Genomic DNA, 23,608 nt, shown 5'->3' with positions numbered 1-23,608 from the left:
CAATCGGTCGCGGGGAGGCGAGGGGAGGACGAGCGTCAGCGTGGCGGACGTCTGTCGGGCCTCAGGCCGTGACCATCCAGGTCGTGCCGGAACTGTACCCCCACTTCTCGATGTCGAGGTCGAACTCGGCCTCGCGGATGGCCGGCATGTTCGCGCCCACCTCCTTCGCGCTCATCCCCAGTTCCTCGGCGATGAGCCGCGACTTGAAGTACGTCTGGTCGCTGGCGCGGTCACGAAGGTAGCCGAGGATGCGGAGTTGCTTGTCGGTCAGGTCGGTCACCGCGGGGGCGGACGCGGCGTCGGGCGTGCCGGTTGCACTCATACACGAAAGTGGGAACGGTTCCGGCATAGGGGATTTGGTACGTCACCTTAACACGGCACAGTCCCTCGGTTTTCCTCCCCCCGGGTTGGTTCTCGCTAGCCGCGACCCCCCACCTCGGTACGGTCGTCAAACGTCACCCTACCTGGAACCACCGGGGGCGGCGGATCGAGAAGGCGAATCATGCCGAACGATACTGTACGACCGCGTCCGGAGGGTACGGAAGGTTCTTTGACCGCCGAGGCCGACTAGTGGGGTAATGAGTCGCGCCGGTGGCGACGCGATCCCGGCCGGGGACCCCGGCCCTGTCGCGGTAAGCGTCGTCCTTCCCGCCTACAACGAGGAGCGTACCATCGAAGCCACGGTGCGAACGACCGTGGAGACGCTGTCGGGGTTCCTCCCGGACGACGCCTTCGAGGTCATCGTCGCCGAGGACGGCTGTGACGACAGGACGCCGGAGATCGCCGACCGGCTGGCGGCCGAGGACGACCGCGTGCGCCACTTCCACAGCGACAAGCGGCTGGGGCGGGGTGGTGCCCTGGAGTTCGCCTTCGAGCGGGCCGCCGGCGACACCCTCGTCTACTTCGACACGGACCTCGCGACGGACATGCGCCACCTGGAGGAACTCGTGGAGACGGTCCGCTCGGGCGAGGCCGACGTCGCCACGGGGTCGCGCTGGATGCCGGGGCGACGGGCCGACCGACCGCCCGAGCGCGGCGTGCCCTCACGCGGGTTCAACCTCCTCGTGCGGACGGTTCTGCGCTCGGACCTCCGGGACCACCAGTGCGGGTTCAAGGCCCTCTCCCGCGACGCCTTCGACCGGCTACACGACGAGGTGGAGGACGAGCACTGGTTCTGGGACACCGAACTGCTCGTCCGCGCCCAGCGGGCCGGCATGGACGTCGCGGAGTTCCCCGTCGACTGGGAGCCGAAGGGCGACTCGAAGGTCGACCTCGTCCGCGACGTGTTCGGGATGGGGAGCCAGATCCTCAGATTGTGGTGGCAGCTCTCGGTCACTCCGCACGTCACGCGGCGGCGGACCGTCGGCGCAGGCGCCCTGCTCACGTTCGCCGCGCTGGCGCTGATGACGCTGTACCTCGACCCGGATCAGGTGTTCGAGGCGTTCGGCGAGGCGGACATGGGGCTCGTCGCCGCGGCGGCGGTCGTGTACACCCTCTCCTGGCCGCTCCGCGGGCTGCGGTACCGAGACATCCTCTCGGAGCTGGGCTATCGCGAGAAGCTCGGATTCCTCACCGGGGCGGTGTTCATCAGCCAGATGGGGAACCTCGTCTTCCCCGCCCGGGCCGGTGACGCCGTCAGGGCGTACGTCGTGAAGGCACGGCGCGGCATCCCGTATCCGACGGGGTTCGCCTCGCTGGCCGCCGAGCGCGTGTTCGACCTGCTCACCATCACCGCGATGGCGGGGGTAGTGCTCGCGGGCCTGCTCGCGACGGGGAGCACGGGCGATCTGGCCGCCGCGGTGTCGGGCAACGTCTCCGGCGACGTCGTGACGGCGGGCGCGATCCAGACGGCCGTCCGCGTCGCCGCCGCCGTCGGGCTCGCCGCCGCCGTCGGACTGCTCGTCATCGTCGCCTCCGCCCGCACGGAACGCAACTACGTGCGGGAGGTCGTCGGCCGGTTCTCCTCGGACTCGTACGTCGACTACGTCGCGGGCGTCCTCGAGGAGTTCGTCGCCGGCGTCCAGACCGTCGCCGGCCAGCGCCGGTCGTTTCTGCTCGTCGGCGCCGAGTCGGTCGCCATCTGGACGCTCGACGTCGTGACGGCGCTGCTCGTCCTCGCGGCGTTCCCGGACGCGGTCGCGTCGATGTCCACCGTCCAGCTCGTCGCCGTCGGCTTCTTCGCCGTCTCGGTCGGCAACCTCGCGAAGGTGCTCCCGCTCTCACCGGGCGGCATCGGGCTGTACGAGGCCGCGTTCACGGCGTTCGTCGTCGCGCTCGGTGGCGTCGCCGCGCCTGTCGCGTTCGCCGCCGCGGTGCTCGACCACGCGGTGAAGAACGCCGTCACGGTCGTCGGCGGCGTCGGCTCGATGCTCGGGCTGAACGTCTCGCTCACCGCGGCGGTGGACGAGACGGAACAGATCGACACCGACGTGGACACGGCCGACGAGATCGACCCGACCGACGACTGAGGCCGGAGAACCGACCGACGACTGAGGCCGGAGAACCGACCGACGACTGAGGCCGGAGAACCGACCGAGACCGGGACCGCAGGAATTTCTGGTGCAGTCCGACGCACATCATCGTCGCGAGCCCGAGAAAACCGGAGGTCTTGGGGATACGTGTGGTGGTACGTCTGCCAAATGAGAATGTCAAATATTTAGATAATTTACACTACTACGGCGGCGATCGCCGCGGAATCGGAAGTCCGGTCAGTAGAGCGAGCTTACGAACGGGCCGAGCGCCCCGGCGACCGCGGTCCGAAGGGCGTCCGTCCGGTCGACGCGCCCAGCGGTGAGCGCTCCCGCGGCACCCTGTCGCCTCGCCACGTCGTCCTCGCCGAGCGTGTCGTCCATCACCGGCCCGAGTTCCTCGCCGGCACGGACGCGGTCGGCGATGCCGTCCGGGAGGGTCAGGCTCGGACCGGCGCCGCGGCCCCGCAGGTCACCATCTGTCACGACCGCCCACATCACGAGCACGAGGTGGCCGTCACCGCCGTCGGCGACGCCGCCCTCGATGCCGACGCCGAGGTCGTACCCCTCCGCGAGTACGGCCTCCGCCCGGTTCGCAGCGCCGCGGCGAGTCTCCTCGCGGCCCGACGGCTGTTCGGGGACGCCCGACGGAACCGAGCACGCCTCGACGGTCGCGTCGGCGCCGAACTCGTCCGCCTCGCTCGTCAACGCCCGTCTCGTCGCCTCGACCTTGACCGGGTTCCCGGAACCGACGCCGACTCTCATGGCGAACGTGATTCGACGGCGTCCACGTCGGTGTTGCGGTTTCGGGGATCGCCTCGGACGGCCACCTGCCGGACGACCACGAAGGCATCCGCGGCCCCTCCACCTCCACCCGGGGTTCTCGAGGCGGATCGTTCGTCGTCAGCCGAGGTCCACGCCGTGAAGTTCCCCGGCGAGCGCCTCGACGCCGTCGACGAGGCGGGGGCTCGGCTGGTTGAGCAGGTCGTCGTCGAAGGTGTGGACCGCCGCGTCGAGGTCCCAGTCGCGCTCGTCGACGACCGCGGGGTCGGAGCGGTCGCCGGCGCCGCAGACGTGGAGGACGACGTAGTCCGGGTCGGCGAGGGGCACCTCCCCGTCGTCGACCTCGCGCGACCGGTCGCCCGGATCGACGAAGGGGTAGCGCCCGCCCGCGGCGGCCACGGCCTCCGGAACCCAGTTCCCGGCCGCCATCGGCGGGTCGGACCACTCCTCGCAGTAGACGACCGGCCGGTCGCGACCGGCGACCGCATCGCGGACGCGCTCGACGCGCTCCTCGCACTCCCGGGCGAGGCGTTCGCCCGCGTCGGGGCGGCCGATCGCGTCGCCGACGGCGGCCATCGACTCGAACACGTCCTCGAGCGTCCTCGGCTCTCGGTGGTGAACGTCGAGTCCGCAGTCGCGGAGGTCCTCCCGGAGGTCCCGCTGGAGCGCGTCGTTCGTGAGGACGACGTCCGGGTCGAGGGCGGCGACCCTGTCGGGGTCAGCGTTCAACCAGCCGCCCAGGATCTCCGCGTCGTCGTGATCGCAGTAGGCAGTTACGCCGACCACCGCGTCGCCCGCACCCATCGCCGTCACCGTGGCGGTGGCGCTCGGGGCGAGCGAGACGACGCGGATCGCGGGATCGTTCATGGGTGGAGGTCGCTCCATCGGCTCAAATACCTCACGTCCGGTCGCCCCCGTTCGGGCTCGCCCGTTTGGTTCGTGTTCGCCAAGAACGGTGAAGTCGTGGACGACGGGCGTTCGACCGGAGGATGGAACGCACGCACGACACCGTTTGATTTAAACGTCTCACTCGTTTCCTTTGTACACAGAACTCGCCCGGGCCTTTTTCGGCAGTCACCCGGGAGCTTTCGCCCTACCAAATGAGCGAGAAAACAAACGCCCGTCGACAGACGACCGAACAGGAGCGGACCGAACGAGAGACGACCGACGAGACGCTATCGTGCCCGGAGTGTAACGGTAACGTCATCCAGGACGAGGAGCACGGCGAGACCGTCTGCGAGGAGTGCGGACTCGTCGTCGAGGAGGACTCCGTGGACCGCGGGCCGGAGTGGCGCGCGTTCGACGCCGCCGAGAAGGACCAGAAGAGCCGCGTCGGCGCCCCGACGACGAACACGATGCACGACAAGGGCCTGTCGACCAACATCGACTGGCGCGACCAGGACGCCTACGGACGGTCGCTCGGCTCCCGCCAGCGCCAGAAGATGCGGCGGCTCCGCAAGTGGAACGAGCGGTTCCGGACGCGCGACTCGAAGGAGCGCAACCTCAAGCAGGCGCTCGGCGAGATCGACCGGATGTCGAGCGCGCTCGGCCTCCCCGACAACGTCCGCGAGACCGCCTCCGTCATCTACCGTCGCGCGCTCGAGGAGGACCTCCTGCCGGGGCGCTCCATCGAGGGCGTCTCCACGGCCTGCACGTACGCCGCCGCGCGGATGGCCGGCGTGCCGCGGTCGCTCGACGAGATCTCGGACGTCTCCCGCGTCGAGAAGGACGAGGTCGCCCGGACGTACCGCTACGTCGTCCGCGAACTGAAGCTGGAAGTGAAGCCCGCCGACCCCGAGCAGTACGTCCCGCGGTTCGCCTCCGCGCTGGGGCTCTCCGACGAGGCCGAGCGCCGCGCGAAGGAGCTCCTGCGGAACGCGAAGCAGAAGGGCGTCCACTCCGGGAAGTCCCCTGTCGGCCTCGCCGCGGCCGCCGTCTACGCCGCCGCGCTCCTCTGCAACGAGAAGACGACCCAGGCGGCCGTCTCGGACGTCGCGGACATATCCGAGGTCACGATCCGCAACCGGTACCACGAACTCCTCGAGGCCGAGGAAGGCCTCGTCGCCTGAGAGCACGGGACCACCTCCCGGAACCAACCGGGCCGACCCGCTCCGAGAGTCCGACGGTCGGGAAACCATTTTGCGATGCGGGGGCGACACCAAGCCATGAACGTCGAGTCCTTCCTGCTCGCGGCGGCCACCGCCGACCCCGCCGAGGAACCCAATGCCCGGGACCACGCCGACTGCATCGAGTTCCGGATGGACCTGGCCGACGAGCCGCTGGACGCGCTCGACGACTACGACGGCGAACTCCCGCTGCTCGTGACCAACAGGGCGACGTGGGAGGGCGGCGAGGCGCCGCCGTACGGCCGGCTCGACGCCCTCTCGACCGCCGTCGAACACGACGCCGTCGAGGCGGTCGACGTGGAACTGGCGACCCTCCGGGGTCGCCCGGTCGGGACGAACGACGCGACGCCCGCGGACCTGGTCGGCGCCGCGCGCGAGCGCGACGTGACGGTCGTCGCGTCCGTCCACGACTTCGAGGGGACGCCCGCCCCGGGGACGCTCGACGCGCTCCTCTCGGCCGCGGCCGACGCCGGCGACGTGGGGAAACTCGCGACGACGGCCCACGGGAGGGACGACGCGCTGGCCCTGCTTTCCGCGACGCACCGGGCGGATGCTCGCGGCGAGACGGTCGCGACGATGGCGATGGGTGAGGCCGGGAAGCACACCAGGGCAGTGGCGCCGGTGTACGGCTCCAGGATCGGCTACGCGCCCGTGAGGGCCGAGGCCGCGACCGCGCCGGGACAGTACGACCTGGCGACGCTCCGGGACCTGGTCGACGAACTGCGCTGACCGGGCGGACATCGAGTACGGGACGATAAAGGAGTGCAGAAGGGTAGCGCGGAGGAGGAACCGCGAGGGGACCGGCCGTGCAACCGCGTCGGCTACTGCTCGATGATGCTTTCCTCGACTTCCTCGCCGAAGTGGCGCGCGACGTCCTCGTAGTAGACGAGCACCTCGTCCCCCTCGGCGAGGTCCGTGACCGCGATCCGGCCGTTCGCGGTGGCGACCTTCACCGTCTCGGCGTTCTGGATGAGCGTCTCGATGACGTCCACGCCCTCGTCCGTCTCGACCTCCGCCTGCACGCGGAACATCGGGCGCTTCTCGATCTTCACGCGGCCGACGATGGCGTCGCGGGTCCGGCCGTCGGTGTTCAGGAGCTGTACCTTGTCGCCGCTGCGGAGCTCCGAGAGGTACTTCGTCCCGCCGTCGGGCGTGCGGACGTAGGCGTGGACCGCGCCGGCGTTGACGCGGAACGGGCGGGAGGCGACGTACGGCGAGTCGGCCGTCTCCGCGTGGACGAAGAACAGCCCGCGCGACATCGAGCCCACGAGCATCCCCTCGTCGTCGGCCATGATGCTCCCCGTGTCGACGCAGACCCTGTCGGCCGAGCCGGTCTGCTCGACGGCCGTGACGGTGGCGTGCTGGAGGTCAAGCGACTCCCGTTCGGCCTCGTCGCGCACCTCGACGGTCCGGCGGATCTCGTCGGGGTCCTCCGTGTCGAGCAGTACGCCCTCCGCGCCGAGTTCGAGCGTCTCGAACGCGGTGCGGGCCTCGTCGGCGGAGGTGACGCCGGCGATGAGGTTCGTCTCGTCGCCGATGCGGGCGATGAGGTTCTCCAGCGGGATGATCTTCCAGTCCTCGCCGACGACGACGAGGAACTCCGCGTCGCGGGCGGCCTCCTCGGCGAACTCCTCGTACTCCTTCTCGAGGATGCGGACGTAGGCGCCCTGCGCCCGGTTGTCGGAGCGGCGGAGCGTCGTCAGGTCCGCGGAGCCGGAGAAATCCGACGGGAGTTCGACGGTGCCGTCGCCCTCGCCGTCCTTGCCGACGACGTAAGCGTCGGCGAGCGCACCCTCCTCCTCGGCGTCGCCGATGAGGTCGACGTCGGCGTCAGAGCGGAACGCTGCAACGTTCACCGCCCCGAGTTCCCGAACCTTCGCCACGTCGCGCTCGTCGACCAGGACCCAGTCGACCCCCGCCTCGAGCCCGGCGGTGATGCGGTGTTTCCGTCGCTCCCACTCCCCCACGCCGTCGTCGGCGCGAAGCCAAACGCTCCGCTTTCGTGTCATTGGGAAAGTGCTCACATCGGGGCCGCTTGAACTTGGCGGATACGGGTGCGCCGGGGAGGGTGGAGTGGTCGACGGCTATTCGATGGTGTCGAGGCGGCCGGTGGCCCGTCGAAGACAGCCTCGGGAGCGGTCGTCGCAGGGAACGTCACGGCAGGACGACACCGAGATCGGCCACCGCAGCGACGAAAACGGGGCAACCGTGCGTTTAAATCCGACCACCACCTCTCATCGATCAGAAGTGACGGTCCTCTTCGACCTGGACGGGACGCTCTGCGTCCACGACCAGTCCACCGACGCCCTCCTCGACGCGGCGTTCGACGCCGTCGGTATCGACCGGTACTGCGGCCCGACCGACCTCAGAAGCGCCGCGGCGGCCGTCGAACCGGCCGAGTCCGACGTGGAGTTCTACCGGCGCTGTCTCCGCGTCGCCGCCGAGCGCGCCGGCGCCGACCCCGCCGACGCGGGCTCGATCGCCCTGGCGTACGACGACGCCATCGACCACGGAGCCGTCTCCTTCCGCGACGGCGCTGCCGACGCGCTGGAAGCCGCCATCGACTCCGGTCGGCGGGTCGGCCTCGTGACCAACGGCGCCAGGGGCACCCAGCGGACGAAACTGGACGCGCTCGGCATCACCGACCGATTCGAGACGCGCGTGTACGCCGAACCCGAGTTCGGCGTGAAGCCCGAGCCGTACCCCTTCGAGCGGGCGCTCGGGAACCTGGAAGCCGATCCCGCGACGACGACCTACGTCGGGGACTCGCTCCGGGCGGACGTCGCTGGCGCGAACGCCCTCGGCATGGAGACCGTGTGGACGCCGACCGACGTGACGGAACTGGGTCCCGACGACCCCGAACCGGACCACACGCTCCCGTCGCTGGCGGGGCTCGCGGCGCTGGTGTAGAACGCACCTCGTAGGCGTAGAACTCCACCGAAACAGTCCGACGACCGTACTCCGTTCCCCGGTTTCCGACGGCCCGCGGCCTCTCCCCCCTATAGCCCGGCCGCGGCGAGCGCGTTCTCCACGTCCGCGTCCTCGTGGACGACCGCCGAGACGGCCGTCGCGATGGCCTCCGGGTCGTCGTGCTGGAAGACGGAGCGGCCCATCGAGACGCCCGCCGCGCCGCCGTCCATCGCGCCCCGGACCATCTCCACCGTCTCCCGGTTGGTCCCCCGACTCCCGCCCGCGATGACGACGGGCAGTCTGGTGGACTCGACGACGTGCTGGAAGCTGGCGCCGTCGCCCGAGTAGCCCGTCTTCACCACGTCGGCGCCGAGCTCCTCGGCGAGCCTGACCGCGTGGCCGAGCGCCTCGGGGTCGTCGCCCTCGACGCCGGGGCCGCGGGCGTACGCCATCGCCAGCACGGGGAGGCCGTAGTCCGCGGCGTCCTCCGTGAGCTGTGCGAGGAACTCGATCTGGTCGGGCTCGTACGTCGAGCCGACGTTGATGTGCATCGAGACGGCGTCGGCGCCGGCGCGGACGGCACCCTTCACGGTCCCCGTGACGCGCTTGTCGTTCTCGTCCGGCCCGATGGTCGTGGAGCCGTTCAGGTGGACGATGTAGCCCGCGCCGTTCGTGTTGGCGTGGACGCGGGAGGCGATGCCCTTCTGGGTGAGGACGGCATCCGCGCCGCCGCGCGTCACGCCGTCGATGGTCGCCTCGATGTCCTTCAGGCCCGTCACGGCACCCATCGTAATGCCGTGGTCCATCGGGACGATGAGGAACCTGTCTGCTGTCGAGATCCTGTCGAGTCGTGCGTCGAATCCTGCGAACGTCATCTGGGTGTGGTACTCTCTTCCAAGGGAGCGTAAATGGCTTGCGAACGGGTCATTCTGATGTGCCTTCCGGTCGCGGTGCTCGTTGCGCGAACCCGCGCTCGACGCCGGCCGTCAACTCGGCCGCGAGCGATTCCAGCCGCTCGGCGACGGCCGCGGTCGGGTCGTCGTTCTCGACGCCCTGTGCGACGACGTCGACGAGCGCGGAGCCGACGATGACGCCGTCGGCGCCCGCCTCTATCACCGTCGCCGCCTGGTCGCCCGAGGAGATGCCGAACCCGACGGCCTTCGGGAGGTCGACGTGCGAGAGCCGGTCCAGCGACGCGGCGGTCTGGCCGGACACCGACGACTGGGCGCCCGTCACCCCGAGCCGCGCCTGGACGTAGAGGTAGCCCGAGGAGACCGCCACGAGCTTCTCCAGCCTGTCCTCGTCGGTCGTCGGCGCGACGATGGCGATCAGGTCGAGCCCGAACTCGTCGCAGGCCTCGCGGAGCGGTCCGGCCTCCTCGGCGGGGAGGTCCGGGACGACGAACCCCGAGAGGCCCGCCTCGGCCGCACGCTCGACGAACGGCCGGGGACCTCGTTCCCGGCCATACTGGTAGACCAGGTTGTAGTAGGTCATGCAGACGAGTGGCACGTCCACGTCGAGGTCCTCGACGAACTCGAAGAACCGCTCGGGCGTCATCCCCGCCGCAAGCGAGCGCACGACCGCCTCCTGGATCGTCGGCCCCTCCGCGATGGGCTCCGAGAACGGCAGGCCGAGTTCGATCACGTCCGCCCCGCCGCGCTCCAGCGCCTCGACGTACGCGAGCGAGGACTCGTAGTCCGGGTCGCCGACGGCGAGGTAGGGGACGAACGCCGGGCCGTCCGCGAACGCCGCCGCGAGGTCGCTCATCGGTCCCCCCCGAACACGTCCATGTCGGGCGCGTTCGGAACGTCGCGTCTGGATGTCTCCTCGATGACCGACTCCAGGTCCTTGTCGCCGCGCCCGGAGACGTTGACGACGACGAACTCGCCGAGTTCATCGTGGTGTTCGTGGAGGTAGCCGAACGCGTGGGCCGTCTCCAGCGCCGGGATGATGCCCTCCTCCTGGGAGAGCCGGTGGAACGCCTCGACGGCCGCGTCGTCGTCGACGGTCACGGGCGTCACCCGCTCCTCGTCGACCAGGTGGGCGAGTTCCGGGCCGACGCCCGCGTAGTCCAGCCCCGAGGAGACGGAGTGCGACTCGACGATCTGGCCGTGACGGTCCTGCAGGAGCTTCGTCCGCGCGCCGTGGAGCACGCCCTCGGACCCGGTCGAGAGCGAGGCCGAATTCGGCGCGACGCCCTCGTCCTCGTCGACGTCGAGCGAGGAGCCGCCGGCCTCGACCGCGTAGAGGTCCACGTCCTCGTCCCCCACGAAGTGGTGGAAGGCACCCATCGTGTTCGACCCGCCGCCCGCGCAAGCCAGGACGGCGTCGGGGAGGCGGCCCTCCTTCCCCTCGGCCTGGCCGCGCGCCTCCTCGGAGATGAGCGCCTGGAAGTCCCGGACCATGCTCGGGAACGGGTGTGGGCCGACGACCGAGCCGATGACGTAGTGGGTGTCCTCGACGTTCGTCGCCCAGTCGCGCATCGTCTCGGAGATGGCCTCCTTCAGCGTCCCGCGGCCGGTCGTCACCGGGGTGACGTCGGCGCCGTTGAGCCGCATCCGGAACACGTTCGGCCGCTGTCGGTTGATGTCGCGCTCGCCCATGTACACCTCGCAGGGCATCCCGAGGTGGGCCGCCGCCATCGCCGTCGCCGTGCCATGCTGGCCCGCGCCGGTCTCTGCGACGATGCGCTCCTTGCCCATGTACTTCGCGAGCAGCACCTGCCCGAGCGCGTTGTTCAGTTTGTGCGCGCCGCCGTGGACGAGGTCCTCGCGCTTGAGATAGACGTCCCGTCCGTATCGCTCGGAGAGGCGGTCGGCCCGCTGGAGCGGCGTCGGTCGCCCGCCGAAGTCCGCCATCCTCCCGCGGAACTCGTCCACGAACCCGTCCTCGTTGCCGAGGACGTACCGCTCGTAGGCGTCCGTCAGTTCCTCGATCGCCGGCATCAGCGCCTCGGGGACGTACTGCCCCCCGTAGCCGCCGAAGGTCCCGTCGCCGGCGTCCGCCCTATCGGCGCCCGCGTGGTTCCCGCTCATGGCTTCCCCTCGGTCCCCGCACGGGTAAAGCGCCGCGTGTTGGCGCGAACGTCTCCGCCCGCGCCGTCGCCTTCCACACCGTCACCACTCTCGCCTCTGCCCTCTGCGTCCATGATGGCGGACCCGATAAGCAACCCGTCGGCGCCCGCCTCGCGCATCCGTCGTGCGTCGGCGGTCGTCGTGATGCCGGACTCGGCGATCAGCGTCGCGTCGTCCGGAACCTCGGGCGCGACGCGCTCGAACGTGGAGAGGTCGACCTCGAGCGCCCCGAGGTCGCGGTTGTTCACGCCGATCAGGTCGGCGCCCGCGTCGATCGCGGCCGAGAGTTCGTCCGCGTCGTGGACCTCCACGAGCGGCTGGAAGCCGCGCTCCCGCGCCGCGGAGACGAGATTCGTCAGGTCGTCGCCGACGAACCGGACGATGAGGAGGACGAGGTCGGCCGCGACGGCGTCGAGTTGCTCCTCCCGCAGGAGGAAGTCCTTGCGGAGGACCGGCACGTCCACGGCGTCCCGGACACGTTCCAGCGTCTCGGCGCTCCCGCCGAAGTGCTCCGGTTCGGTCAGCACGGAGAGCGCGCCCGCGCCGCCGGCGACCATCTCCTCGGCGAGTTCGACCGGGTCGTCGGTCCGCTCGCCGTCGGTCGTCGGACTCGTCGGCTTCACCTCGGCGATCACCGGGATCCGCCCGTCCGCCTCGGCGTCGGCGAACGCGTCCGGCAGCGACCGCGCGTCGACGGCGAGTCGCTCGTCACCCCCCGGCCGCTCGGCGGCGGTGGCGAGGATGGACCGCACCGCCGGCGCGAGTCCCCCGTCAGCTGTGTTCATCTATGTACACCGATGGCCTCTTTCGTACATAAGAATTGCGTCACACGCGCACGAGGAATCCAGTTTACGGTTACCTACCCTTCCCCGGGGGAGGGGACGCCGTCCAGTGGGTTGAAGCGTGACCGTGGCGATATCGGGGATATGAACGACGCGGACACGGGCGTGTACGCCCGGGAGTCGGACCGACTCGGGCGCGTGGTCGAACTCGGAGTCGCCGCCGGACGCGTGCTGTCGGTGTCCTTCCCGGCGGACCTCCCGTCGGACGCCGATCCGGACCACCCGATCCTCGACCGGCTGTTCGACTACGTCGACGGCGTCGAGGACGACTTCGCGGACGTGACCCTAGCCATCACCGTCCCGACGGCCCAGCGGAACGTGCTCGATTCCGTCCGGACCGTGCCGTACGGCGACACCGTCACGCTCGACCTCGTCGTACGGATGACCTCGGGGCTGGACCACGAGGACGAGGCCGACCTCGAGACCGCGCGGGAGGCGCTGCGGGCGAACCCGGTTCCGGTGTTCGTCCCTGACCATCGCGTCACCGTCGCCGAGGGTGCGACGCCGGCGGACGTGGCGGAGACGCTCAGGTCGATCGAATCGTAGCGGTCCCCATTGTAGGTCACCGGGCGACCGAAATGGTTCCTACGAGTACTCCTTCTGTTCGACCTCTGCCGTCTCGTACTTCGACTCCTGCCAGGCCGAGAAGCCGCCCTCGATGTGGGCCACGTCCTCGAACCCCATCTCGCGGAGGGTCCTCGCGGCGAGCGCCGAGCGCCCGCCCTCGTTGCAGTAGCAGACGTACCGGCGGTCGGTCTGGAAGTAGTCGCGGTAGTACTCGGTCTCCGGGTCGGCCCAGAACTCCAGCATCCCGCGCGGGGCGTGCGTGTCGCCGGGGATGGCTCCCTCCAGCCAGCGCTCTCGGACGTCGCGAACGTCGAGGAAGATGGCAGGCCCGCCGCCGCGCCACTCCTCGTGGGCCTTCTCGATACCGAGGACCTCCACGTCGCCCCCGGCCTCCGCCTCGGCCGCCATGTCCCAGGCGTGCTTGCGAACGTCTGACATACGTGGGGAGAGGCGAGGGACGGCGAAATAGCTATCGCCGCACACAGGGCGTCACACGACTGGTTCCCGGCGGTGGGTCGGTGACCCGTCGTCGACGACGCCCCGTCGATCTACCAGGTGGTCGGAGCGGGCGAATCCGAACGGAACCAGGGTGAGGGCGGACTATCGGACGGTTCCCCGGTCGAGCCCCTCGTGAACGACGAACTCCAGCGCGTTCACGAGGTAGTGCGCGACGACGACGACGAGGAGGCTCCCCGTCAGTACGAACGCGGCCCCGAACACCAGCCCCAGCACACCCGTCACGAGCATCCCCGCGCGGCCCTGCGCGCCGTGACCGAGCGCGAACGCGACCGAGGAGCCGACGACGAGGAGCCACGGCTGGACCCCGAACCCGGCGCCGAGCGCGCCGACAAGCGCCGCCCGGAACAGGAACTCCTCGACGAGCGCGACGACTGGCAGCACGCCGGCGAGGAGGAGCACCCACTCGCCCGGCGTCTCGGGCGCGAGCAGCGCCCGCAGCTCCTCGCCCCCCTCGAACCCGAACCGGGTGCCGGCCCGGCCGGCGAGTTCGTTCGCCAGCCACAGCGCGAGCCCCAGGACGACGCCGAGGCCGAGGAACCGGGGCGTCGCGTCCGGCGCGAGTCCGAGCGCCGCGTGCGGGATCCCGGTCCACCACGCGGCGACGGCGAGCACCGCGCCGAACAGCGCCTGCGAGAGCGCGGCGTTGACCAGCAGCGCCGGCTTCGGCAGGTCGGCGACGGACGGTTCCGGGGACGAATCGGGGGAGACGTGGAGACGTTCGGACTCGACGGATCCGACGGAGTCGTCGACCTCCGCGACCTCCGCGGACGCGACATCGTTCGTACCCCAGCGCCACTCCTCGGGGGAGAAGTCGTTCCTCGCGCTCGTCGAGGTGCCGGAGGAACCACGGTCGGCAGCGTCCCCCGAATCGGATGGGGCCGCCGCGTCGACGTGCTCGGTCCCGCCGGTAAGCTGTGACTGTGTCAGGTGCGCGAGCGCGAGTAGGAGAGCGAGGACGACGCCCGCGAGGCCAGCGAACGTCGTCCAGTCCGGCACCGGTCGGCTACTGTGGGCTGGGGCTGGAGGGCCCGCGGGTGCCCTGGCCCTCGCCGGCCTTCTCGAGCGCCGAGCCGGTGATGTTCTTCAGGCGGTCGACGAGCGAGTCCTTCTCGGGTTCGCCCTCGAGCGCCACGTCGAGCACCTCGGATATGTGTGTGACCGGGATGATCTCGACCATCTCCTCATACTCGTCCTCGATCATGACGTCCTGCTCGTTCGCCTTCGGGATGATGACCCGGTCGCAGCCGGACTTCGCGGCCGCCTCGATCTTGTGGGTCACGCCGCCGACCGGGAGCACGTCGCCGCGGACCGATAGCGAGCCGGTCATGGCGAGGCTCTGGTCGACGCCGACGCCCTCCAGCGCGGAGATGACCGCGGTGGCGACCGTGATGGACGCCGAGTCGCCGTCGACGCCCTGCTGACCGGTCTGGACGAATTGGATGTGGATGTCCTTCTCCGTGATGTCCTCGTCGGAGAACTTCTTGATGATCGCCGAGACGTTCTGGACGGCCTCCTCGGCCATCTCCTGCAGTTGCCCGGTGGCGATGACCTGGCCGGGACCCTGCGAGGGCGTCACCTCCGCCATGACGGGGAGCATGATGCCCGAGTCCTCGCCCATGACGGCGAGCCCGTTGACACGGCCGACCTGGAACCCCTCCGCGACCTGGAGTTCGTAGTCTTTCCGGCGCTCGATGTAGTCGTCGGCGAGCTGCTGTTCGATGGATCGGCTTCGCCCCTTCGCCAGGAGCACGTGCTCGCGGGTGACGCGGTCGGCGTCCTCGCCGCGGGCGATGTCGCCCGAGACGCGGACCAGGCCGCCGAGGTTCCGCATCTTCAGCGTGAGGTGGTCCTTCCGGCCGGCACGGCGCCGGGCCTCGAGGATGACCTCCTCGACCGCCTCCCGTTCGAACTCCGGCAGGCGCCCGTCCTTCGCGACCTCCTGGGCCACGAAGCGGGCGTACTTCCGGCGCATCTCCGGAGTGTCCTCGATGGTATCGTCCATGTACACCTCGTACCCGTACCCCTTGATGCGCGAGCGGAGGGCGGGGTGCATGTTCTCCATCGCGTCGAGGTTACCCGCCGCGACCATGACGAAGTCGGTCGGCACCGGCTCCGTCTGGACCATCGCGCCCGAGGAGCGCTCGGACTGGCCCGTGATGCTGAACGCGCCCTCTTGGATCGCGGTCATCAGCTTCTGCTGGGACCGGATGTCGAGGGTGTTGATCTCGTCGACGAACAGTACGCCCTTGTTCGACTTGTGGATGGCGCCGGCCTCGACGCGGTCGTGGCTCGGCGTCTCCATCCCGCCGGACTGGAACGGGTCGTGGCGCACGTCGCCCAGCAGCGCGCCGGCGTGGGCGCCGGTCGCGTCCTCGAACGGCGCGGTCTTCGTGTCCGCGTTGTTGACGAGGAGGTTTGGGATCATCGCGTCCGAGCCGCGGGAACTGTAGCGGAACGCGAGGTAGATGATACCCGCGGCGATGATGCCGATGAGGATGTTCCCGATGGCCAGCAGCGCGTAGCCCAGCACTACCGCGATGATGATCCACATGAGGAACGTCCGCATCTGGTTGCGCTTGCGGGCCTCCTCCTTGTGGGCCTCCACGATCTGTTCACCCTTCCCTGCGGGGACCGTCCGGACCTTCGGGTTGTTCCCGTCGTCGGGGTTGTGGTAGACGAGGACGTCCTGGAGCTCCTCCGGCGGGAGCAGCTCCGACATCGCCTTGGCCAGCATCGACTTACCCGTCCCGGGCGAGCCGATCATCATCACGTGCCGGCGCTGTTTGGCCGCCTTCATCACCACGTCCCGGGCGTGCTCCTGCCCGATGACCTGGTCGACGAGGCGTTCGGGGACCTCGATCTCGCCGGTGGAGTCGATGACGAGCCCACCGAGCAGGTCGTCCTCGGCCATCTCCTCGTCGATCTCGGCCTCGATCTCGACGTCGCTGCCGAGGTCGTCGATGTCGGCGTCCTCATCCGACGGGTCGTTCGACGTGCCTACCGTCCCGTCCTCCGAAGCTCCGTTGGACCCGGGGTCGTCGATGACGGGGAACTCCTCGTCGGGCCCGCCGCCGCGACCGTCGTTCGAATCGTTACTCATAGAATCGTTGCTAGGGAAATCGAAGGCCTGTGAACTGATATACTTTCTCCCCTTACCCGAGACCACCGCCCCCACCCGAACGGCCCGTACTCGCCCTCAGGCCGGCGTTTCCGTGGGCGGGGTCGTCTCGCCGGGCTTATAAACTCAGCGCGAGATACCGCCGAGTATGCGGGGGTTCTACATCGGGAGGTTCCAGCCGTTTCACAACGGTCACCACCACATGGTCGAGGAGATCGCCGAGGAAGTCGACGAGCTCGTGCTCGGAATCGGGTCGGCCGGGGACTCCCACACCATGCGGAACCCCTTCACGGCCGGCGAGCGCATCATGATGGTGAGCAAGTCGGTCGACGAACTCGACCTGCGGACGTACCCGGTCCCTATCGAGGACCTCGAGCGGAACTCCGTCTGGGTGAGCCACGTCCAGTCGATGTCCCCGCAGTTCGACGTCGCCTACTCGAACAACCCCCTCGTCGTCCAGCTGTTCCGCGAGGCCGGCGTCGAGGTCCGCTCCTCGCCGATGTTCCGCCGCGAGGTGCTCGAAGGTGCGGAACTCCGCGACCGGATGGTCCGCGGGGACGGCTGGGAGACGCTGGTGCCCGACGCCGTCACCGACGTCATCGAGGAGATCGACGGCGTCGAGCGCATCCGTCGCGTCGCCGATACGGACGCCAACGGCGACGACAACGCCGACCCGGAGTAGGAGGGGGATGTTCACGCTCGCCTCCGACTTCGGCTCGCCCTACCCGGCGGCGATGAAGGGCGTCCTCCTCTCGACCGCGGACGGCGACCCCCGACTCGTCGACGTCGCCCACGACCTCCCTAGGCAGGACCCCCGTGCCGCCGCATTCTGGCTCAAGTTCGTCCTCCCCGAGTTCCCGCCCGCCGTCCACCTCGCGGTCGTCGACCCGGGCGTCGGCACCGACAGGGACGCCCTGGTCGTCGTGGCCGGCGACCACGCCTTCGTCGGCCCGGACAACGGCTCGCTCCTCCCGCCCGCCCGCGCGCTCGTCGGTGATGAGGTCGGCGAGGGGGATGGCGAGACCGGCGAGGTCGACGACGCCGACACAATCGACGCTGGACTGTCGGTGTTCGCCGTCGATGCGGGGGTTCCACGGAGCAGCACCTTCCACGGCCGGGACGTGTTCGCCCCCGTGGCCGCCGCGGTACACGACGCGGGCGTGGGGAACATCAACGGCCTCGACCGCCTCGAACCAACCGACGACCACGTCGATCTCCGCCTCCCCGAGGCCGACGTCGGGGACGGCCGCGCGACCGGCGAGGTGCTCGTCGTCGACGACTTCGGCAACGCCGTGACGAACGTTCCCGGCGCGTTCCTCGACGGCCGGATCGGTGCGGACCTCCGGGTCGAGACCCCGGACGGGACCGTGATCGCGCCAGTCGTGGAGACGTTCGCCGCCGTCGACCCCGGCCAGCCGCTGGTGACCGTCGGGAGCCACGGCTACGTCGAGTGCGACGTGAACCGCGGGCGCGGTGAAGCGGCGTTCGGGGTCGGCCCCGGTGACGAACTCGTGCTCACTGTCGTCTGAACCGGCCGATTGGGTCGAATGGACTCGGCGTCGGCGATAGTATCTGACGGTGCGGAGAAAAATGGAACTCCAGGGTCGAACGCTCAGTTCGCCGCGATGACGTCGTCGATGCGGAGGATCATCGTCGCCGCTTCGGTGGCGGACTCAAGCGCCTCGCGCTTCACGGCGGCCGGGTCGTACACGTTGGCCTCGGCCGGGTCACCGACGCGGCCGGACTGGCCGTCGGCGATGACGCCCGCGACGCCGTCGCGGTCGAACGTCGCGCGGAGCTCCACGAGCGCGTCGATCGGGTCCATGCCGACGTTCTCCGCGAGGGTGCGCGGGAGCGTCTCCACGGCGTCAGCGAACGCCTCGACCGCGAGCTGCTTGCGGCCGGTGACCGCGTTCGCGCCCGAGCGGACGTGGTCGGCGATCGCGATCTCGGTCGCGCCGGCGCCGGGGACGACCGCGCCGTCCTCGTAGGCGGCGGTGACGACGCCGATGGCGTCCTCCAGCGCTCGCTCCAGTTCGTCGACGACGTGCTCGGTGCCGCCGCGGACGAACAGCGTGACGGTCCGGGAGCCCTCGTCGCCCTCGACGAACGCGACGTCGTCCTCGCCGACCTTCTCGACGCGGACCTCGTGGGCGGTTCCCAGGTCGGACGCCTCGATGTCGGCGACGGTACCGAGCCGAGTGGCGCCCGTCGCGCGGGCGAACGCGCGGGCCTCCGCGCTCTTCACGTTGGAGAAGGCGAGGATACCCTCGTCGGCCAGGTGGGCGGCGACGCGGTCCTCGATCTTCTTCGAGCAGACGACGACGTCGACGCCGGCGTCGGCGAGCGCGGACGCGATGGAGCGTCGTTCCGCGTCCTCGGCCGAGAGCGCCTCGTCGAGCTGGTCGACCGAGGTGATGGTGTACTCCGAGTCGATCTCGCCGGTCCGGACGTCGAGTTTGGTGTCGAGGACCGCCACCGAGGCGTCCTCGACGAGCCGGGGCATGTTGTCGTTCGCGGGCCCCTCCTCGAGGAGGACGCCGTGGACGAGTTCCGTCGCGGCCGCCGAGGCGCCCGTACGGGTGAACGTCCGGATGTCGTCGCGGTCGATCCGGTCGTCGGTCGCCACCTGCGTCACCGCGTCGACGACGAGTTCCGCGAGACGGTCGGCGGTCACGTCACCCGTACCCTTGCCCGTCATCGCGGACTCGGCGACCGCGAGGAGTACGTCCTCGTCGACTTCGCCGTCGGCCACCATGCCTGCGACGGCGTCGAGGCCGAGCCGGAGCGCCTCGTAGTAGCCTTCCACGATGGCGGTCGGGTGGACGTCGTTCTCGAGGAGGTCCTCGGCCCGGGCGAGCAGTTCGCCGGCGAGTACCGCCGCGGTGGTCGTGCCGTCGCCGACCTCGTCCTCCTGGGACTCGGCCACCTCGACGAGCATCTGGGCCGCGGGGTGCTCGATGTCCATCTCCGTCAGGATGGTCGCGCCGTCGTTCGTGATGACTACGTTGCCCGACGAATCGACGAGCATCTTGTCCATGCCGCGCGGCCCGAGCGTGGTTCGGACCGCGCCCGCGACGGCACGGCCGGCCGCGATGTTGGACGTCTGTGCGTCACCCCCGCGGGTGCGCTGGCTGCCTTCCGCGAGGATGTAGAGTGGTTGCTGCATGTACGACATATGAGTCGACAGTAATGTGGTCGTGGTTCAATATGAAGTTTTCGAGAATTCAGTCTCGAATTATGGCAGCAGGAGGCGTGATAGCAGCGTTCACGGCCGAAGCGATAACCATCGTTCGTCCCCGTGACCTCACCTCGTGTCGTTCTTCGCCCCCTTGAGGTGGAGTTCGTTCCCTCGCCGTTTGATCGTCCGCAGATAGAACCCGAACCCCGCGAGCGTCGACTCGAACCGCTCCCTCGTCCATCCGAAGTCCTCGATGGAGGGACCGGTCCCGGGGAGGTGGACCTCGCAGTAGAGCAATCGACAGCGGTCGTCGGACAACGTGTTCCGCATCCCCTCGACGACCATCGGTTCGCAGCCCTCGACGTCGATCTTGACGATCGTCGGCTGTCGGATCTCCCCGCCGGCGACGAGTTCGTCCGCGGTCGCCGTTCGGACGGTACGGTCGGACTCGACCGTCTTCGACAGGACGTCGGCCGGCAGCGTCACGCTCCCCGACGTGTCCGACAGCGCGAGCCGGTGCGCGTTCCCGTCCACGCCGTTCAGATCGAGGTTCCGCTCCAGCCGACGGTGAACGATCGGAGCGGGCTCGAACGCCTCGACGAATCCGTCGGCGACGTGGTTGCCGAAGAAACAGGAGTGGTACCCGAGATTCGCGCCGACGTCGACGAGAACGTCGCCGGAACGCGATTCCGAGAGCATGTCCGCGACCATCGTCCGTTCAGTATCGAAGATTTCGAGCGACCGGGCGGATCGACCCTCCGTCAGGAACGTCGCCTCCGTGCCGCGGATCTCCTTCGTTCGCTGCCCCCTCGCCTGCCAGTAGCTCCGTTTGACGCGTCTGGAAAGATACGACGTGGATCGGCGCGCCAACTCCATCCCCCCCTCCGACGCGTACACCTCGCGTACCCGGTTCGCGAGTTTGGCCATGACGTTGTTGGCCGCACTGGGGACACAAATACCTGTGTGAACGAACCCTGTAAAATAGCACAGAAAAAGCCCCGGCTGCCGAATCCCAACACCGCCTCTTCACCGGACCTCCGGTCCAGCTGGAGGCCGGGGAATGTATCAGGGACGACCCACGGGGTACCGAGTTCGTCACCGATGTCACTTGACCTCCCGGATCACTCCGTCGAGCGACGGTGAACACTGGTGCGACGGGCTCCCCCGGGACACCGAGCGAACAGGTCCGCGGGTCCGTCCGCGGACGGATTTCATCTGTAACAACTAAGGGGTGTCCTCTCGTTCCCCCGCTGAATGCTCGAACTGGAGCACGGCTTCCGCGTGGTGGACGTGCACGCGCGGCTCGATCCCGACGAGGAGGCCGTCGCCACACGCGGCAGGGAGATCTCCCCGGAACGCCTCCAGCGCGAGATGCACCAGGCCGGGGTCGTCCGGGCCGCCGTCTCCCCCGGCCCGCGGCCCGCGGGCGAGGGCTACCTCCGCGCCAACAACGCCGTCGCCCGGCTCTCGGTCGACCGACCGTTCGTCGCGATGGCCCGGCTGAACGGGCCGCGCGACATCGGCGTCGGCACGGCGGCGAGGCTCCGGAACGTCGCGGCGACGACCGCCGACCACCACGCCGAACCGGGCGACGTCGAGCAGTACGCGTACAACCACCGATTCCACGGCTTCGTGCTCGACCCCACGCGCGACGGCCTCCCGACCGAGGCCGTGCTCGAACAGATCGCGGCCACCGACTCGCCGGTGCTCCTCTACAGTACCTCGCACGTCCCGCCCGCGGCCGTCGCCGAGAACGTGCTGGAGTACGACTTCCCGGTCGTGCTCTCCAGTTTCGGGGGGTTCCCGCTCGACCGCGACCGCATGGCCGAGGCGCTGACGATGCTCGACAGCTACGACGACCTGTACCTCGACACCAGTTTCGTCCGGTATCGCGACGTGCTCGAACGCGGCCTGCTCGAGCACCCCGACAGGGTCCTGTTCGGCTCCGGCGCGCCGGACACGCACCCGGACGTGGGCGTCATGGAGGTGCTGACGCTGGACGTGCCCGAGGACCTGATGACGCGCGCGTTCACGAAGAACCCCGCCCGCCTGTTCCCCGGACTCGCGCCCGGCGCGGACGACTGAGCCGTCGCTGGTCCGTCGGCCGGTTCCAATCGTCGACTACTGTTCGCGCCAGTCGTACTTCGCCACCGCGCGGTCCGCCCGCGCGCTCAGCCCGTAGGGGTTCCGCGTCGTCGACCGATCCTTCGCGCGCGCGACGAGGCCGTCCGAGGCGCCCGTCGCGATCCCCTTCACGACGTCGCGGCCGTTTCCGACCCACGAGGTCGGCGTGACGTCGCCGCGGACGACGTCCTCCAGCGTCCCGCGCGCGTCCGCCGCCGCGTGGGACAGCGTCCGGCGCAGGACCGTGGGACGGATCCCGTAGTTCTTCGCCAGCCGGTAGGCGAGCGCCCGGTACTTCCAGCCCCAGTCGCGCTCGTCACGACCGCCGTCGGCGGCCGTCGGCTCCTCGCGCCGCGCGGCCATCTCCGGGCACCACGTCACCTCGACGTCCATGCCCGCGAGCCGGTGCGAGGCGTCGCGCGAACCGCCGGTCTCGAGGTACTCGTCGAACCCGTCCAGGTCCTCGAGCACGTCCGCGCGGAACGCCGCGTTGCGACCGTTGACGTACGTCACGTTCCGGTTGGCGATGGATCGGCGCTCGGCGGCCTGGCTGGTCGCGCCGCCCTTCACCGTCCGCCGGAGCGGGCCGGTGACCACGTCCGCTCCGCCGGCGAGCGCGTCGCTCACGGTCCCGCTCCACTCCGCCTCGATCCGATGGTCGTAGCCGAGCAGCGCGATCGCGTCGCCGTCAGCGACTTCGATCCCCGCGTTGCGGGCGACGTTGACGTTCCGCGCGGAGATCTCCACGAGCACGTCCACGTCGTCCCGATCGCGAATCATCCCGGTGGTACCGTCGGCGGAGGGGCCGTTGACCACGACCACCTCGGCGTCGGGGGCGTGTGCGGCGAGCGAGTCGAGGCTCGCCGCGAGGCGGTCCCGGCCGTTGAGGGTCGGGACGACCACCGAGAGCTCCATATCGGTAGATAGCGAGTCAGCGACTTAAAAGAGGGGTTTCGTACCGCCAGCCAGCTGACAGCCGTTCGAGGGGTGTTCGACCTCGATCAGGTGTTCAGGAAGTACACCTGCTTGCGCGCGTCCTTGAACGAGTACCGGGAGCCGACGAGCCCGCACTCCTCCAGCCGGTTCAGCGCGTAGCGAACCGTGCGGTCGGGGAGCAGCGACTCGTCCGCGAGCTGGCCCTGCGAGAGCGGCGCTTCGCCCTCGAGCACTTTGGCGACGAGCTTTGCGCTCGGGGGGAGTTCGCGCAGTCGGTCACGGTACTCGGTCTCCGAGAGACGGTCCTTCGCATCCACGTCCGCGGTACTGGTGCTCATACGTCGAGCGAACCGTTGACCAATGGTAAAGGTTGCCTCAATATGACTGCAAAGGGTCCGTATTCCTTATATCCCTTATATCATGGCGGGCGGGGTCTGAAGTGGTCGGCACGCGAACGTCGACGCGTGATACCCGAGTCCCACCGCGACATCCTGGAGAAGGAGTCGTTCGGCCACGTCTCGACCCTGATGCCGGACGGATCGCCGCAGGTGACGCCGGTCTGGGTCGACCACGACGACGGGGAGGCCGTCCTGATCAACACCGCCCGCGGTCGACGGAAGGAGCGGAACATGCAGCGGGATCCCAGGGTGGGCATCTCCGTCGTCGACCCGGACGACCCGTACCGGTTCGTCTCCGTCCGCGGCGAGGCGGAACTCACCGAGGAGGGCGCCGTCGACCACATCAACGCGCTGGCCAGAAAGTACATGGGCGTCGACGAGTACCCGAACCTCGACGAGGAGTCGGGCGCCCGCGTCATCGTCAGGATCCCCGCGGACCACGTCGCGACGAACGAGTAGTCGGACGGGGCGGCCCCCAATTCGACGTGCCCGGGCGAGGAGAACCGGACGCCGACGGCGCAATCAGTACGGTTTTACCGTTCGGGAAACCACGCCGTGGTAG

24 protein-coding genes are annotated in these 23,608 nt (G+C 69.6%); 9 read left to right on the top strand and 15 right to left on the bottom strand.

The window, feature by feature from the left end; genetic code table 11:
* Positions 1 to 61: 61 nt before the first annotated feature.
* Complete coding sequence (locus HUG10_RS01135) at positions 62 to 322, bottom strand: DUF7123 family protein (RefSeq protein ID WP_179167802.1); 261 nt, start codon at positions 320 to 322, stop codon at positions 62 to 64.
* 256 nt (positions 323 to 578) lie between these two features.
* Here HUG10_RS01135 and HUG10_RS01130 point away from each other — a divergent pair, with 256 nt between their 5' ends.
* The gene (locus HUG10_RS01130) at positions 579 to 2,468 is read left to right on the top strand and encodes a flippase-like domain-containing protein (protein ID WP_179167801.1); all 1,890 of its coding nucleotides are present in this window, start codon (positions 579 to 581) and stop codon (positions 2,466 to 2,468) included.
* Positions 2,469 to 2,708: 240 nt separating this feature from the next.
* Here the strand turns inward: HUG10_RS01130 and yjjX are convergent, their stop codons facing one another.
* Both yjjX and HUG10_RS01120 read right to left on the bottom strand, forming a co-directional pair.
* Positions 2,709 to 3,233, bottom strand: a complete 525-nt coding sequence (yjjX, locus tag HUG10_RS01125; RefSeq protein WP_179167800.1) for an inosine/xanthosine triphosphatase — start codon at positions 3,231 to 3,233, stop codon at positions 2,709 to 2,711.
* A 138-nt stretch (positions 3,234 to 3,371) separates the two neighbouring features.
* Positions 3,372 to 4,118: a cobalamin-binding protein gene (locus HUG10_RS01120; RefSeq protein WP_179167799.1), complete on the bottom strand. Its 747-nt coding sequence runs from the start codon at positions 4,116 to 4,118 to the stop codon at positions 3,372 to 3,374.
* Positions 4,119 to 4,351: 233 nt separating this feature from the next.
* Between HUG10_RS01120 and HUG10_RS01115 the strand changes: the two genes are divergently transcribed.
* The gene (locus HUG10_RS01115) at positions 4,352 to 5,320 is read left to right on the top strand and encodes a transcription initiation factor IIB (RefSeq protein WP_179167798.1); all 969 of its coding nucleotides are present in this window, start codon (positions 4,352 to 4,354) and stop codon (positions 5,318 to 5,320) included.
* A 96-nt stretch (positions 5,321 to 5,416) separates the two neighbouring features.
* Positions 5,417 to 6,106, top strand: coding sequence for a type I 3-dehydroquinate dehydratase (locus HUG10_RS01110; protein ID WP_179167797.1), 690 nt, complete (start codon positions 5,417 to 5,419; stop codon positions 6,104 to 6,106).
* A gap of 92 nt (positions 6,107 to 6,198) precedes the next feature.
* Here HUG10_RS01110 and HUG10_RS01105 read toward each other — a convergent pair whose 3' ends face one another.
* On the bottom strand, positions 6,199 to 7,386 hold the full coding sequence (locus tag HUG10_RS01105) for a 3-dehydroquinate synthase II (RefSeq protein WP_179167796.1): 1,188 nt from the start codon (positions 7,384 to 7,386) through the stop codon (positions 6,199 to 6,201).
* A gap of 238 nt (positions 7,387 to 7,624) precedes the next feature.
* Between HUG10_RS01105 and HUG10_RS01100 the strand changes: the two genes are divergently transcribed.
* A complete protein-coding gene (locus HUG10_RS01100; protein ID WP_218780631.1) occupies positions 7,625 to 8,287 on the top strand; it encodes an HAD family hydrolase in 663 nt (220 codons plus the stop codon).
* Positions 8,288 to 8,376: 89 nt separating this feature from the next.
* On the opposite strand, the gene HUG10_RS01095 is transcribed toward HUG10_RS01100, so the two are convergent.
* From HUG10_RS01095 to trpC, 4 genes are read right to left on the bottom strand one after another with little or no spacing between them, the layout of a single operon-like run.
* Positions 8,377 to 9,162 (bottom strand): 2-amino-3,7-dideoxy-D-threo-hept-6-ulosonate synthase, encoded by a 786-nt coding sequence (locus HUG10_RS01095; RefSeq protein WP_179167795.1) that lies wholly within the window; start codon positions 9,160 to 9,162, stop codon positions 8,377 to 8,379.
* Between the two features lie 49 nt (positions 9,163 to 9,211).
* Positions 9,212 to 10,054: a tryptophan synthase subunit alpha gene (gene trpA, locus HUG10_RS01090; RefSeq protein ID WP_179167794.1), complete on the bottom strand. Its 843-nt coding sequence runs from the start codon at positions 10,052 to 10,054 to the stop codon at positions 9,212 to 9,214.
* A complete protein-coding gene (gene trpB, locus HUG10_RS01085; protein WP_179167793.1) occupies positions 10,051 to 11,322 on the bottom strand; it encodes a tryptophan synthase subunit beta in 1,272 nt (423 codons plus the stop codon). Before trpB ends, trpA begins: the two co-directional genes overlap by 4 nt.
* A complete protein-coding gene (gene trpC, locus HUG10_RS01080; protein ID WP_179167792.1) occupies positions 11,319 to 12,146 on the bottom strand; it encodes an indole-3-glycerol phosphate synthase in 828 nt (275 codons plus the stop codon). The genes trpB and trpC overlap by 4 nt, the downstream gene beginning before the upstream one ends.
* Positions 12,147 to 12,287: 141 nt before the next feature.
* Between trpC and HUG10_RS01075 the strand changes: the two genes are divergently transcribed.
* On the top strand, positions 12,288 to 12,749 hold the full coding sequence (locus HUG10_RS01075) for an MGMT family protein (RefSeq protein WP_179167791.1): 462 nt from the start codon (positions 12,288 to 12,290) through the stop codon (positions 12,747 to 12,749).
* A 39-nt stretch (positions 12,750 to 12,788) separates the two neighbouring features.
* Here the strand turns inward: HUG10_RS01075 and HUG10_RS01070 are convergent, their stop codons facing one another.
* From HUG10_RS01070 to lonB, 3 genes are all read right to left on the bottom strand, one after another.
* Complete coding sequence (locus HUG10_RS01070) at positions 12,789 to 13,208, bottom strand: rhodanese-like domain-containing protein (protein WP_179167790.1); 420 nt, start codon at positions 13,206 to 13,208, stop codon at positions 12,789 to 12,791.
* A gap of 162 nt (positions 13,209 to 13,370) precedes the next feature.
* Positions 13,371 to 14,285, bottom strand: coding sequence for a CPBP family intramembrane glutamic endopeptidase (locus HUG10_RS01065; protein ID WP_179167789.1), 915 nt, complete (start codon positions 14,283 to 14,285; stop codon positions 13,371 to 13,373).
* A gap of 7 nt (positions 14,286 to 14,292) precedes the next feature.
* A complete protein-coding gene (gene lonB / locus HUG10_RS01060; RefSeq protein ID WP_179167788.1) occupies positions 14,293 to 16,389 on the bottom strand; it encodes an ATP-dependent protease LonB in 2,097 nt (698 codons plus the stop codon).
* Between the two features lie 166 nt (positions 16,390 to 16,555).
* On the opposite strand from lonB, the gene HUG10_RS01055 reads away from it, so the two are divergent.
* Both HUG10_RS01055 and HUG10_RS01050 read left to right on the top strand, forming a co-directional pair.
* Positions 16,556 to 17,089 carry a nicotinamide-nucleotide adenylyltransferase gene (locus HUG10_RS01055; protein WP_179167787.1) on the top strand — a complete coding sequence of 178 codons (534 nt, stop codon included), beginning with the start codon at positions 16,556 to 16,558 and terminating at the stop codon, positions 17,087 to 17,089.
* 7 nt (positions 17,090 to 17,096) lie between these two features.
* Positions 17,097 to 17,936, top strand: a complete 840-nt coding sequence (locus HUG10_RS01050; protein WP_179167786.1) for an SAM hydrolase/SAM-dependent halogenase family protein — start codon at positions 17,097 to 17,099, stop codon at positions 17,934 to 17,936.
* A gap of 83 nt (positions 17,937 to 18,019) precedes the next feature.
* On the opposite strand, the gene thsA is transcribed toward HUG10_RS01050, so the two are convergent.
* On the bottom strand, positions 18,020 to 19,576 hold the full coding sequence (gene thsA / locus HUG10_RS01045) for a thermosome subunit alpha (RefSeq protein WP_179167785.1): 1,557 nt from the start codon (positions 19,574 to 19,576) through the stop codon (positions 18,020 to 18,022).
* 138 nt (positions 19,577 to 19,714) lie between these two features.
* On the bottom strand, positions 19,715 to 20,515 hold the full coding sequence (locus tag HUG10_RS01040; RefSeq protein ID WP_179167784.1) for an FkbM family methyltransferase: 801 nt from the start codon (positions 20,513 to 20,515) through the stop codon (positions 19,715 to 19,717).
* A gap of 327 nt (positions 20,516 to 20,842) precedes the next feature.
* Here HUG10_RS01040 and HUG10_RS01035 point away from each other — a divergent pair, with 327 nt between their 5' ends.
* The gene (locus HUG10_RS01035; protein WP_179167783.1) at positions 20,843 to 21,673 is read left to right on the top strand and encodes an amidohydrolase family protein; all 831 of its coding nucleotides are present in this window, start codon (positions 20,843 to 20,845) and stop codon (positions 21,671 to 21,673) included.
* 36 nt (positions 21,674 to 21,709) lie between these two features.
* Here the strand turns inward: HUG10_RS01035 and HUG10_RS01030 are convergent, their stop codons facing one another.
* A complete protein-coding gene (locus HUG10_RS01030; RefSeq protein WP_179167782.1) occupies positions 21,710 to 22,627 on the bottom strand; it encodes a glycosyltransferase family 2 protein in 918 nt (305 codons plus the stop codon).
* A gap of 86 nt (positions 22,628 to 22,713) precedes the next feature.
* Positions 22,714 to 22,986, bottom strand: a complete 273-nt coding sequence (locus tag HUG10_RS01025; protein WP_179167781.1) for a MarR family transcriptional regulator — start codon at positions 22,984 to 22,986, stop codon at positions 22,714 to 22,716.
* A 126-nt stretch (positions 22,987 to 23,112) separates the two neighbouring features.
* Between HUG10_RS01025 and HUG10_RS01020 the strand changes: the two genes are divergently transcribed.
* Complete coding sequence (locus tag HUG10_RS01020; protein WP_179167780.1) at positions 23,113 to 23,505, top strand: PPOX class F420-dependent oxidoreductase; 393 nt, start codon at positions 23,113 to 23,115, stop codon at positions 23,503 to 23,505.
* The last annotated feature ends 103 nt before the right edge of the window (positions 23,506 to 23,608 follow it).

Source organism: Halorarum halophilum (assembly GCF_013401515.1).
GTDB lineage: Archaea > Halobacteriota > Halobacteria > Halobacteriales > Haloferacaceae > Halorarum > Halorarum halophilum.
Note: the sequence above shows the minus strand (reverse complement) of the source record. Positions and strands in the feature narration are given on the sequence as shown.

What these genes read in the sequence shown, in the direction of transcription:
- HUG10_RS01135 (WP_179167802.1), bottom strand. Translation starts at nt 322, where the DNA reads ATGAGTGCAACCGGCACGCCCGACGCCGCGTCCGCCCCCGCGGTGACC.
- HUG10_RS01130 (WP_179167801.1), top strand. Translation starts at nt 579, where the DNA reads ATGAGTCGCGCCGGTGGCGACGCGATCCCGGCCGGGGACCCCGGCCCT.
- yjjX (WP_179167800.1), bottom strand. Translation starts at nt 3,233, where the DNA reads ATGAGAGTCGGCGTCGGTTCCGGGAACCCGGTCAAGGTCGAGGCGACG.
- HUG10_RS01120 (WP_179167799.1), bottom strand. Translation starts at nt 4,118, where the DNA reads ATGAACGATCCCGCGATCCGCGTCGTCTCGCTCGCCCCGAGCGCCACC.
- HUG10_RS01115 (WP_179167798.1), top strand. Translation starts at nt 4,352, where the DNA reads ATGAGCGAGAAAACAAACGCCCGTCGACAGACGACCGAACAGGAGCGG.
- HUG10_RS01110 (WP_179167797.1), top strand. Translation starts at nt 5,417, where the DNA reads ATGAACGTCGAGTCCTTCCTGCTCGCGGCGGCCACCGCCGACCCCGCC.
- HUG10_RS01105 (WP_179167796.1), bottom strand. Translation starts at nt 7,386, where the DNA reads ATGACACGAAAGCGGAGCGTTTGGCTTCGCGCCGACGACGGCGTGGGG.
- HUG10_RS01095 (WP_179167795.1), bottom strand. Translation starts at nt 9,162, where the DNA reads ATGACGTTCGCAGGATTCGACGCACGACTCGACAGGATCTCGACAGCA.
- trpA (WP_179167794.1), bottom strand. Translation starts at nt 10,054, where the DNA reads ATGAGCGACCTCGCGGCGGCGTTCGCGGACGGCCCGGCGTTCGTCCCC.
- trpB (WP_179167793.1), bottom strand. Translation starts at nt 11,322, where the DNA reads ATGAGCGGGAACCACGCGGGCGCCGATAGGGCGGACGCCGGCGACGGG.
- trpC (WP_179167792.1), bottom strand. Translation starts at nt 12,146, where the DNA reads ATGAACACAGCTGACGGGGGACTCGCGCCGGCGGTGCGGTCCATCCTC.
- HUG10_RS01075 (WP_179167791.1), top strand. Translation starts at nt 12,288, where the DNA reads ATGAACGACGCGGACACGGGCGTGTACGCCCGGGAGTCGGACCGACTC.
- HUG10_RS01070 (WP_179167790.1), bottom strand. Translation starts at nt 13,208, where the DNA reads ATGTCAGACGTTCGCAAGCACGCCTGGGACATGGCGGCCGAGGCGGAG.
- lonB (WP_179167788.1), bottom strand. Translation starts at nt 16,389, where the DNA reads ATGAGTAACGATTCGAACGACGGTCGCGGCGGCGGGCCCGACGAGGAG.
- HUG10_RS01055 (WP_179167787.1), top strand. Translation starts at nt 16,556, where the DNA reads ATGCGGGGGTTCTACATCGGGAGGTTCCAGCCGTTTCACAACGGTCAC.
- HUG10_RS01050 (WP_179167786.1), top strand. Translation starts at nt 17,097, where the DNA reads ATGTTCACGCTCGCCTCCGACTTCGGCTCGCCCTACCCGGCGGCGATG.
- thsA (WP_179167785.1), bottom strand. Translation starts at nt 19,576, where the DNA reads ATGCAGCAACCACTCTACATCCTCGCGGAAGGCAGCCAGCGCACCCGC.
- HUG10_RS01040 (WP_179167784.1), bottom strand. Translation starts at nt 20,515, where the DNA reads ATGGCCAAACTCGCGAACCGGGTACGCGAGGTGTACGCGTCGGAGGGG.
- HUG10_RS01035 (WP_179167783.1), top strand. Translation starts at nt 20,843, where the DNA reads ATGCTCGAACTGGAGCACGGCTTCCGCGTGGTGGACGTGCACGCGCGG.
- HUG10_RS01030 (WP_179167782.1), bottom strand. Translation starts at nt 22,627, where the DNA reads ATGGAGCTCTCGGTGGTCGTCCCGACCCTCAACGGCCGGGACCGCCTC.
- HUG10_RS01025 (WP_179167781.1), bottom strand. Translation starts at nt 22,986, where the DNA reads ATGAGCACCAGTACCGCGGACGTGGATGCGAAGGACCGTCTCTCGGAG.